A 10,968-nucleotide genomic window follows, 5' to 3' on the forward strand; every position below is an offset into this window, starting at 1 on the left:
AACTGAGACACAATAAACCATAAAACACTAGTTTGATAACTTGATACCGATTTGATTAATGAAATGCATTTTGCGCTATTGCTACCACAAACACCACAGATCGTTATTCAAATTGACACCATCATAAGTAAAAAAAGCGCATCCACCGATGCGCCTTTGTTGAACTGGATCAGTATACCCTTTCCAGAAGCAATATTTAAGCCATGTAACATGACAAAACAGTTGGTAAAGACCAACTATTTCTTAGTTAACAGAGTCTTTTAGCGCTTTACCAGGTTTGAAACCTGGTACTTTTGCCGCAGCAATTTGGATTTCAGCGCCAGTCTGTGGGTTACGGCCAGTACGAGCTGCACGTTCACGTACAGAGAAAGTACCAAAACCAACCAATGCAACTTGATCACCGTCTTTCAATGTTTCAGAAACAGCTTCGATGAATGCATCTAATGCACGGCCTGCAGATGCCTTAGAGATGTCTGCACTTTCTGCGATTTTATCAACTAGTTGAGTTTTGTTCACGATTAAATCCCCTTAATGAACTTTACCTACCCGTAACTCGTCACTGAGACGTTGTGAATAGTAGGCAATTAATTGTTTCTAGACCTGATAATAGATATTCAAACTTAACCAGATCTTAATAATACATCGCTTAGCGCGGATTCGAAGTTAACTTATAGCCAGACAAAAAAACGCTGACAAGGACTTTTGCCTTTGAAAGCGTTTTTTCTTTAGTTAATTTTGCTACAGGTCACTATTTTGGGCATTCACTAGCTCAATACCTGTTGGATTATTCTGCAGTGCAACAGTTAACACTTCATCAATCCAACGTACTGGGCGTACTTCCAAATCAGCAATAACGTTGTCTGGGATCTCTTCCAAATCACGTTCGTTCTCTTTTGGAATCAGTACAGTTTTAATACCGCCACGGTGTGCTGCTAGCAGTTTTTCTTTCAAACCACCAATAGGTAACACTTCACCACGTAAAGTAATTTCACCTGTCATCGCAACATCTGCACGCACAGGGTTACCAGTCAAGCTAGATACAAGCGCTGTACACATTGCGATACCTGCACTTGGACCATCTTTTGGTGTAGCACCTTCCGGTACGTGAACGTGAATATCACGTTTCTCGTAGAAGTCAGCAGCAATACCTAAACGCTCTGCACGTGTACGTACAACCGTCATAGCAGCCTGAATAGACTCCTGCATCACATCACCAAGCGAACCTGTATAAGTTAACTTACCTTTACCTGGCATAGATTCAGTTTCGATAGTTAATAAGTCACCACCAACTTCTGTCCATGCAAGTCCTGTAACTTGACCAATACGGTTACTTTCGTCAGCTTTTCCGTAATCGAAACGCTGAACGCCTAAGTAATCCTTAAGATTATCTTGACTGATTTGAACGTGCTTAATGTCTTTATTAAGTAAAATTTCTTTCACTGCTTTACGGCAAAGTTTAGAGATTTCACGCTCTAGACTACGAACACCTGCTTCACGTGTGTAGTAGCGAATAATGCCAATGATCGCTGAATCTTCAACCGTCACTTCGTTTGGCTTTAGACCATTACGTTGGATCTGCTTACCTAACAGGTGATTCTTAGCAATATTCAGTTTTTCATCTTCGGTGTAACCAGAAAGACGGATCACTTCCATACGGTCAAGTAATGGACCAGGAATGTTCATCGAGTTCGATGTTGCCACGAACATCACATCAGATAGATCGTAATCCACTTCTAAGTAGTGATCGTTAAATGCGCTGTTTTGCTCAGGATCTAACACTTCAAGTAGTGCTGATGCTGGATCGCCACGCATATCAGACGACATCTTATCGATTTCATCTAATAGGAAAAGTGGGTTTTTCACCTCAACTTTTGCCATTTTCTGGATCAATTTACCCGGCATAGAACCGATATAAGTACGACGGTGACCACGGATCTCCGCTTCATCACGAACACCACCCAGCGCCATACGAACGTACTTACGACCCGTTGCCGCAGCGATAGATTGACCTAATGAGGTTTTACCTACACCTGGAGGCCCCACTAAACACAGGATCGGACCTTTTAGCTTGTTCACGCGGCTTTGTACTGCGAGATACTCAAGAATACGTTCTTTCACACGCTCTAGACCATAGTGATCGGCATTAAGCACTTCTTCGGCTTTTGCTAGGCTCTTCTTCACTTTAGAGCGCTTGTGCCAAGGCACACTTAGCATCCAATCAATGTAGCCACGAACCACTGTTGCTTCTGCTGACATCGGTGACATCATCTTCAGCTTCTGTAGTTCTTGCTCAGTCTTTTCACGTGCCTCAGTCGGCATCTTAGATTCTTCAATCTTTTTCTTTAGCGCTTCAAACTCATCTGGCGCATCATCCAGCTCACCCAATTCTTTTTGGATCGCTTTCATCTGCTCATTTAAGTAATACTCACGCTGAGATTTTTCCATCTGCTTTTTCACGCGTCCACGGATGCGTTTTTCAACTTGTAACAGATCAATCTCGGATTCCATCATTGCCATTAAGAACTCTAAACGTTCTGTAATATCAACGATTTCTAATACTTTTTGCTTATCTGCCAATTTCAATGGCATATGTGCAGCAATGGTATCTGCAAGACGTGCAGCTTCATCGATACCGTTTAGTGAAGTTAATACTTCTGGCGGGATCTTTTTATTTAGTTTAATAAAGCCTTCAAACTGACCAATTGCAGTACGAACCAGCACTTCTTGCTCGCGCTCGTCCATTTCAGGCGTCACTAAATACTCAGCTTCTGCTGTAAAGTATTCATCATCAGTCAGTGCCTCTACTTTGGCACGCTGCTGACCTTCAACCAGTACTTTAACCGTACCGTCTGGTAATTTTAAAAGCTGTAGAATAGTGGCAACAGTACCGACATCATAAAGATCAGTGATCGACGGTTCATCTGTTGCTGCTTCTTTTTGCGCAACCAACAGAATCTGCTTATTGTTCTCCATTGCCGACTCAAGGCAACGAATGGATTTTTCCCGGCCCACAAACAATGGAATAACCATATGAGGGTACACCACCACATCACGCAGTGGCAGAACCGGGATCTCTAGGCGCTCAGAACGCTCCAGGTTCATATTCATCTCTCTTCCTGTCAATACTAATCGTATTAAGTAACTGCTTGAGACACTTACTTAATACGACTAGAAAGTTAGCATATATTGAGTATATGGGGGTAAAACAACAATATTCAACGAAAGAAGTGCTAGAAAATAAAAAAGGAGGCTTATGCCTCCTTTTTTTAGCCTTTATGTGCACTTATTAGGCACTTACTCAGCGGCAGCTGCTGGTGTTTCAGTGTTCTCATAAATCAATAAAGGCTCAGACTCACCTTTAATTACTGATTCATCGATAACAACTTTGCTCACACCTTGCTGGGATGGTAGTTCGTACATTGTATCAAGCAGTACAGCTTCAACAATTGAACGTAGACCACGAGCACCTGTTTTACGCTCCATTGCTTTACGCGCAATAGCCACAAGTGCATCATCACGAAACTCTAGTTCCACATTCTCAAGCTCTAATAATGCTGCATACTGTTTAGTTAGTGCATTCTTAGGCTCACGTAGAATTTGTACTAGCGCTTCTTCATCAAGCTCACCAAGTGTTGCTGTTACTGGAAGACGACCGATAAATTCTGGAATTAGACCATATTTAACTAAGTCTTCTGGTTCAACTTTCTCAAATAGATTACTTAATGAATCCGCTTGATCTTTTGAACGTACTTCCGCGCCAAAACCAATACCTGTACCAGTAGCAACGCGTTGCTCAACCACTTTATCAAGGCCTGCAAATGCACCACCACAGATAAATAGGATCTTAGAAGTATCAACTTGTAAGAATTCCTGTTGAGGATGCTTACGACCACCTTGTGGTGGAACAGAAGCAACTGTACCTTCGATCAATTTTAGTAATGCTTGCTGTACACCTTCACCAGATACGTCACGAGTAATCGATGGGTTATCTGACTTACGTGAAATCTTGTCGATTTCATCGATGTAAACAATACCACGTTCAGCTTTCGCTACGTCGTAATCACATTTCTGTAGCAGTTTCTGAATGATATTTTCTACGTCTTCACCCACGTAACCCGCTTCTGTTAGCGTGGTTGCGTCAGCCATCGTAAACGGTACATCCAGCATACGTGCTAAAGTCTCGGCCAATAGTGTTTTACCACTACCAGTAGGACCGATAAGTAGGATGTTACTCTTACCTAGCTCAACACCTTCACTGTTAGTATCGCCATTACGTAGACGTTTGTAGTGATTATATACCGCGACCGCTAGTACTTTTTTAGCGTGTGCTTGACCAATTACATAATCATCCAGGTTGTTACGAATTTCTTGCGGAGTCGGCAGTTCATCGCCATCGCGTTTCGGCAACACTTCTTTGATTTCTTCGCGAATAATGTCGTTGCATAGATCAACACATTCATCACAAATATAAACAGAAGGGCCTGCAATCAGCTTGCGAACTTCATGCTGACTTTTACCGCAGAAAGAGCAATATAATAGCTTGCTGCTACCACTCTCTTTTCGCTTATCTGTCATTCGCTAACCTCTTATTGGGGTATTCCCATCATTGCCTTGTTTTGAGTGTATAACAAGTCCAGTTATTTTGCTTCGTTAACTATCTTAAGCTAACAAGCTGAATAAGAACTTAGTCACGCTTACTCAATACAGCATCCACTAAACCATATTCTACAGCTTGGTCTGCAGACATAAAGTTGTCACGGTCAGTATCACGCTCAATAATTTCTAATGGTTGACCAGTGTGCTCAGCCAATAGACCGTTTAGGCGTTGTTTGATTGTTAGAATTTCTTGCGCATGGATTTGGATATCCGACGCTTGTCCTTGGAAGCCACCTAATGGCTGGTGAATCATTACTCGTGAATTCGGTAGACAGTAACGCTTACCTTTCGCGCCACCAGCAAGTAAGAATGCGCCCATAGAACATGCTTGACCCATACATACAGTGCTCACATTTGGCTTAATAAACTGCATAGTGTCATAGATTGACATACCCGCAGTAACAGAGCCACCTGGAGAGTTGATGTAAAGGAAGATGTCTTTATCTGGGTTTTCTGACTCCAAGAATAGCAGCTGGGCTACTACAAGGTTTGCCATGTGATCTTCAACCTGACCAGTTAAGAAAATCACACGCTCCTTTAAGAGACGAGAATAGATATCGTAAGAACGCTCACCACGAGAAGTCTGCTCGACCACCATAGGTACCAGCGCATCCAAAATTGGTGACATGGCGTTTTTTTCTTGGTAGCTCATAACGTTATTTCCCTAAAATAAATGGCCCGAATGAAATTACTCACACGGACCATTGTTAGCAGAAGACTTGAGAGAATGTCAAATCTCTACGGTAATTTCAGCAAATTAAGCAGCTGGGTTCATTAGCTCGTTGAAGCTAACAGCCTTATCAGAAACCTGTGCTTTCGCTAGAAGTGCATCGATTGCTTGCTCTTCTAGAGCAACATTACGCATGTTGTTCATTAGCTGTTCGTTAGTTTCGTAGTACTTAACCACTTCTGATGGATCTTCGTATGCAGAAGCCATTTCAGCGATGATTGCTTTAACGCGCTCTTCGTCTGCTTTTAGCTCTTCAGACTTGATCACTTCACCCACTAGAAGACCAACAACTACGCGACGCTTAGCTTGCTCTTCAAATAGTTCACGTGGAAGCTCAGGCATGTTCTTAGCGTTACCGCCAAAACGTTGTGCAGCTTGCTGACGTAGTGCTTCGATTTCTTGGTCGATAAGTGCAGCAGGAACAGTGATGTCGTTTTGCTCAACAAGACCGTTAAGAACTTGATCTTTGATACGACCTTTAACAGCTTGCTTAAGCTCACGCTCCATGTTCTTACGAACTTCAGCTTTAAGACCTTCAACAGAACCGTCTTCAACGCCGAACTTAGCAACGAACTCTTCAGTTAGTTCTGGAAGCTCTTGAGCTTCAACTTTGTGAAGTTTGATAGCGAATGCTGCAGCTTTACCTTTTAGGTTTTCTGCGTGGTACTCTTCTGGGAAAGTCACTTCTACAGTGAACTCGTCGCCAGCTTTCTTACCTACGATGCCATCTTCGAAACCAGGGATCATACGACCTTGGCCCATAGCTAGTGCGAAACCTTCAGCTTTACCGCCTTCAAACTCTTCACCGTCGATAGTACCAACGAAGTCGATAGTTACACGGCTGTTAGCGTCAGCTGCTGCTTCTACTTCTGCCCATGTAGCTTGTTGCTTACGTAACGTTTCTAGCATTGTGTCAACGTCAGCTTCAGTTACTTCTACAACTGGCTTCTCAACAACAACTTTGTCTAGACCTTGAAGAGCGATCTCTGGGAATACTTCAAAAGTTGCTTTGAATACTAGATCTTTACCTTCAGCAATTTCCACTGGAGTGAAAGTAGGTGCGCCTGCTGGGTTGATCTTTTCTTTAACGATAGCTTCGATAAAGTGGCGGTGCATAACTTCACCAAGGATGTCTTGACGTACAGATGCGCCAAACATTTTAGCAACCATCTTAAGTGGTGCTTTACCAGGGCGGAAACCGTCGAAACGACGAGTCTTAGCAATTTTCTTTAGTTCAGCTGTTACTGCGTCTTCGATGTTTGCAGCAGGAACAGTGATAGTTAGTTGGCGTTCTAGGCCTTCAGTGGTTTCAACGGTAACTTGCATTATATTTAACCTCAAAACTTACTCAGTTTTCTGAGTGATGTTGCCGAACAGCCATTTACTGACGGTGGCATCCTTTTCGTGTTACGGCTTACTAAACCATAACGCCTAAATTCTTTTACTTTATTTCTAGACTGTCAGAGATGTTCATTCAACCTAGAAATTAAAGCGCGTCATTATAACGACACACAAACGTGTCGTCGAGGTTCGATAGACTAAACTGCTATCTTGCTCTACAACTGAAACACAAGATAGGGGCTAGATTGCGCATTTCAAGGGGGAAAGAGAAAATAATCAGTCTAATATGCGATTTTTGTGTTCAAATGTTGGAAAAACAGCCTATTTGATGCATTTTTTGAATGATGGGTGCGTAATAAAGCAAATGCTAAATAAGAAGACAATAAGCTAAAATGGATATTATAAATCGGAGAATTCAACGATGAATGTAAAAAGGAACAGCGATAATAAGAGAAGGAAATGGCACGCCCTGCAGGATTCGAACCTGCGACCACATCCTTAGAAGGGACGTGCTCTATCCAGCTGAGCTAAGGGCGCATCATTGACGTAACATGAAGTTACGAGGTCGGATTATACGGAGCAAAAAGCTTAGGTCAATACGTTTACTTTATTTTTCATGATTTAAGACACCAACCGATTAAAGTTAAATCAATCTGTTTTAATTTCGTTTTTCCCTACCCGATATCATTAATCTCTACCCTCTCTCTGTTAGACGGATATTCAATTACTTATCACATACACGCGAGTAATACACCAAAAAGCAAACGTTTGCGCTATAGCTAATATCATCATTTTCTGCCACAATATCTCCATTATGCTCAGCCAATATAAAAAGGATCACCATGACCGCTCAAATTATTGATGGGAAATTGATCTCCCAAACAGTTAGACAGGAAGTTGCTGCGAGAGTGAAAGCTCGTGTTGATGCAGGTCTTCGTGCGCCTGGCTTAGCTGTCGTACTTGTAGGACAAGATCCTGCTTCTCAAATTTATGTCGGCAGTAAACGTAAAGCCTGTGAAGAAGTTGGATTCGTGTCAAAATCCTTTGATTTACCTGCAACATCAACAGAAGAAGAGTTACTACTTCTTATTGATGAGCTAAACCTTGATCCCACTATCGATGGCATTTTGGTGCAATTGCCATTACCAGCTGGTATGGATTGCACGCGTATTTTAGAGCGCATTGATCCTGAAAAAGATGTTGATGGTTTCCACCCATATAATGTAGGTCGCTTAAGCCAACGCATACCTAAACTACGTTCATGTACACCTAAAGGCGTAATGACACTGTTAGAGCGCTACAATATTCCTGTTCGTGGTAAAGAAGCCGTCATTGTTGGCGCTTCTAATATTGTTGGTCGCCCAATGACACTTGAATTGTTGTTAGGTGGCGCAACAACAACAACCTGTCATCGATTTACACAAGATCTTGAAAGTCATGTTCGTCGCGCTGATATTCTTGTGGTTGCGGTAGGTAAGCCTAACTTTATTCCAGGCTCATGGATCAAAGAAGGCGCAACGGTAATTGATGTTGGCATTAACCGATTAAAAACAGGCAAACTTTGTGGTGATGTCGAATTTGATGTTGCAAGCCAACGAGCAAAACACATCACACCAGTACCTGGTGGTGTAGGGCCAATGACAGTAGCAACCCTCATTGAGAACACCATGCTAGCCTGCGAACAATTTCACGCTGAATAACTAAATAAGAGCAATAGCAATATTGCTCTTTTCTTTTCAATATCTTTTACTGCTTAATATCTTTTATCAGATATAATGAAGACATATTAATTCTTTATTTTTATATCTTTCTTTTTCTGATAAGCCTGAGATATCAATGCTATATTTTTTACGCTTCATTTTAATTACATTCTGTATTTTATTTTCGTCTTTATCCTTGGCGAGTAACCAAGATATACATATTAATAAAAATATAACCGAGCCTAATAATAAAGCATTAGTGGCTTTTAATATCGGTGTAGATCTTTCTGGTATCGAGCAACCTGCAAACATAGCAGCGCAATCTATTGAGAAAATGGCTGCATCATTACAAACAATGGCTAAGCACCCTAACCTTACGTCTGAGCAACAAGCTGCTATCACTGATACCTTTAAGCATATTGATACATTAGCGCAATCATTTAACCAATCTGTTGCTGCACTACCTAAAGCTGTCTCTCAAACCAGCACACCTATTATCACCGCATCTAAATCGATCATGAGTGATATTAAACTTTACACTATTTTACTTTTTGCTCTTATTTTAATGTTGATCGTTCTAGCGCTTATCGCTATATATTATTTAGTTCTTGCTCCGGTTAAAAATATTCTCTTAGAAACAACAGGGAAACTTAATCATATGGCAGATGCATTAGAAACCACTGCTAATTTAGTCCATGAAAGTAATCAATTTCATCGTGAAATACTCAACAGTATTCACCATTATGAAAAGCAGCAAAAAAACATAACAAACTAGAGTCATTGACTCAGCAATAATAAAAAAGCGATGCTAATTCGCATCGCTTTTCTCAAGTTACTTACAATTACAATGTTTTTGCTAATTGCTTTAAGTAGTCTGTAAACTCTTCACCAAACTGGTTATGGCGCATGCCGTATTCCACAAATGCCTTCATATAACCAATTTTACTACCGCAATCATGGCTTAAACCTGACATATGAAATGCATTCACTTGCTGAGATTGCATTAACATGTCAATGGCATCAGTTAACTGGATCTCATCACCAGCACCAATAGGCGTTCGAGCTAATAGCGCCCAAATTTCAGCAGGTAAAATATAACGTCCAACAATAGCCAAATTAGACGGTGCGTCTTCAACCGCTGGTTTCTCGACAACTTTCGTCATTGGTGCTGATTCGCCAGCATGCAACTCTACGCCATTAATATCAGCAACACCATAACTGGATACTTCAGACATTGGCACTGGCTCAACCATCACTTGGCTAATTTTAGTCTCGTTAAATAGCTTCACCATTGCTGCCATATTATCGCAACGCAGATCGCTGGCTACATCATCTAAAATCACATCTGGTAACACCACTGCAAATGGCGCATCACCTACAAGTGGGTGTGCACATAACACAGCATGACCTAAGCCTTTAGCTTGACCTTGGCGTACATGCATAATCGTCACGTCAGGTGGACAAATGGCTTGAACTTCTTCTAGTAACTGACGTTTTACTCGTGCTTCTAAGGTCGCTTCCAGCTCAAATGACGTATCAAAGTGGTTTTCAATTGAATTTTTTGAAGAATGCGTAACAAGAATAATTTCTTTAATTCCAGCAGCAACACATTCATTCACAACGTGCTGAATAAGAGGCTTATCAACAATCGGTAGCATTTCTTTTGGAATAGCTTTTGTCGCTGGCAGCATGCGTGTGCCAAGACCGGCTACAGGAATTACGGCTTTACGTACTAATGAATGATTCAATTTTTTATCCAACATAATTCGTTATAGACATCTTCATTGATGAGTGTGTGGTGATCTGAACTACGGATTATTTCTTTAATAAATCCGTGTTTTCTATACTTACCTTTACAGGCTTACCAAGAAGATTTATCAACATAAATGAGCGTTTTTCACCATCAGCTTCTTGATAAATCGCCTCTAAGCCTTGGAACTTACCTTGTTCCAACTTTAGTTTTTCACCAGGTTGAGGCAGCATTGATAATAAACGTTGATGCTCTGCACTGTCTTCATTCATCATCAAATTATAAATTAGCTCTTCTCGCACTTTCTGAGGAAAGGTACCACAGCGGATGAAATCAGCAACACCTCGTGTTGAGCGCACTGATGTATAACTGACAACTTCAGGGTCAAAGTGAACAAAAACATAATTCGGAAATAGCGGCTCAGCAGACTCTGTACGCTTTCCTCGCGTTATCTTTTGTACTGTAACTTGTGGGTAGTAACAATCAACACCCTGACGATCAAGATTGATCACGGCACGCTCTTGCTCACTGCGCTTACAATAAAGTAAATACCAATCTTTCATCATCAATCCTAATTATTCTAAACAACGTTTATTATATACATAAAAATAACGATTTTATATGACCGCCTAGCAAGGACTTTATAAAATCAAGGCTATAATTTTGTACCTATGATAATTCGTTTTTCATTAAAATGTGTACAAATCACACCTCAAAAATGTAACATTCATTAACAGCCACAATTGACAACATACAACACCAAAAATAAAACAAAAAACAGACAAACAAAC

At 41.0% G+C, this 10,968-nt stretch carries 9 protein-coding genes and 1 tRNA gene; 2 read left to right on the forward strand and 8 right to left on the reverse strand.

Annotated elements, in window-relative coordinates:
• Positions 1–243 precede the first annotated feature (243 nt).
• The 6 genes from hupB to E5A76_RS03060 all read right to left on the reverse strand — a co-directional run bounded on the left by hupB (position 244) and on the right by E5A76_RS03060 (position 7,264).
• Positions 244–516 carry a nucleoid-associated protein HU-beta gene (gene hupB / locus E5A76_RS03035; protein WP_008987659.1) on the reverse strand — a complete coding sequence of 91 codons (273 nt, stop codon included), beginning with the start codon at positions 514–516 and terminating at the stop codon, positions 244–246.
• Between the two features lie 222 nt (positions 517–738).
• The gene (gene lon, locus E5A76_RS03040; protein ID WP_053987182.1) at positions 739–3,102 is read right to left on the reverse strand and encodes an endopeptidase La; all 2,364 of its coding nucleotides are present in this window, start codon (positions 3,100–3,102) and stop codon (positions 739–741) included.
• A gap of 192 nt (positions 3,103–3,294) precedes the next feature.
• Positions 3,295–4,575 (reverse strand): ATP-dependent protease ATP-binding subunit ClpX, encoded by a 1,281-nt coding sequence (gene clpX / locus E5A76_RS03045; protein ID WP_008987661.1) that lies wholly within the window; start codon positions 4,573–4,575, stop codon positions 3,295–3,297.
• 109 nt (positions 4,576–4,684) lie between these two features.
• On the reverse strand, positions 4,685–5,308 hold the full coding sequence (gene clpP / locus E5A76_RS03050; RefSeq protein ID WP_008987662.1) for an ATP-dependent Clp endopeptidase proteolytic subunit ClpP: 624 nt from the start codon (positions 5,306–5,308) through the stop codon (positions 4,685–4,687).
• 105 nt (positions 5,309–5,413) lie between these two features.
• Positions 5,414–6,712, reverse strand: a complete 1,299-nt coding sequence (tig, locus tag E5A76_RS03055) for a trigger factor (protein ID WP_161118067.1) — start codon at positions 6,710–6,712, stop codon at positions 5,414–5,416.
• A 475-nt stretch (positions 6,713–7,187) separates the two neighbouring features.
• Positions 7,188–7,264: transfer RNA gene (locus E5A76_RS03060), tRNA-Arg, on the reverse strand.
• 305 nt (positions 7,265–7,569) lie between these two features.
• Here E5A76_RS03060 and folD point away from each other — a divergent pair.
• Positions 7,570–8,427 (forward strand): bifunctional methylenetetrahydrofolate dehydrogenase/methenyltetrahydrofolate cyclohydrolase FolD, encoded by an 858-nt coding sequence (gene folD, locus E5A76_RS03065; RefSeq protein ID WP_161118068.1) that lies wholly within the window; start codon positions 7,570–7,572, stop codon positions 8,425–8,427.
• Positions 8,428–8,686: 259 nt separating this feature from the next.
• Positions 8,687–9,202, forward strand: coding sequence for a hypothetical protein (locus E5A76_RS03070; RefSeq protein WP_161118069.1), 516 nt, complete (start codon positions 8,687–8,689; stop codon positions 9,200–9,202).
• Positions 9,203–9,269: 67 nt separating this feature from the next.
• Here the strand turns inward: E5A76_RS03070 and galU are convergent, their stop codons facing one another.
• Together galU and rfaH are read right to left on the reverse strand one after the other, a co-directional pair.
• A complete protein-coding gene (gene galU / locus E5A76_RS03075) occupies positions 9,270–10,175 on the reverse strand; it encodes a UTP--glucose-1-phosphate uridylyltransferase GalU (RefSeq protein WP_262383627.1) in 906 nt (301 codons plus the stop codon).
• Between the two features lie 67 nt (positions 10,176–10,242).
• Positions 10,243–10,740: a transcription/translation regulatory transformer protein RfaH gene (gene rfaH, locus E5A76_RS03080; RefSeq protein WP_161118071.1), complete on the reverse strand. Its 498-nt coding sequence runs from the start codon at positions 10,738–10,740 to the stop codon at positions 10,243–10,245.
• Positions 10,741–10,968 lie beyond the last annotated feature (228 nt).

It is taken from the genome of Photobacterium lucens, from assembly GCF_009873615.1.
In the GTDB taxonomy this organism is placed as follows: domain Bacteria; phylum Pseudomonadota; class Gammaproteobacteria; order Enterobacterales; family Vibrionaceae; genus Photobacterium; species Photobacterium lucens.

Coding starts and splice junctions, on each gene's coding strand:
- clpP (WP_008987662.1), bottom strand. CDS start 5,308: ATGAGCTACCAAGAAAAAAACGCCATGTCACCAATTTTGGATGCGCTG.
- folD (WP_161118068.1), top strand. CDS start 7,570: ATGACCGCTCAAATTATTGATGGGAAATTGATCTCCCAAACAGTTAGA.
- tig (WP_161118067.1), bottom strand. CDS start 6,712: ATGCAAGTTACCGTTGAAACCACTGAAGGCCTAGAACGCCAACTAACT.
- clpX (WP_008987661.1), bottom strand. CDS start 4,575: ATGACAGATAAGCGAAAAGAGAGTGGTAGCAGCAAGCTATTATATTGC.
- lon (WP_053987182.1), bottom strand. CDS start 3,102: ATGAACCTGGAGCGTTCTGAGCGCCTAGAGATCCCGGTTCTGCCACTG.
- rfaH (WP_161118071.1), bottom strand. CDS start 10,740: ATGAAAGATTGGTATTTACTTTATTGTAAGCGCAGTGAGCAAGAGCGT.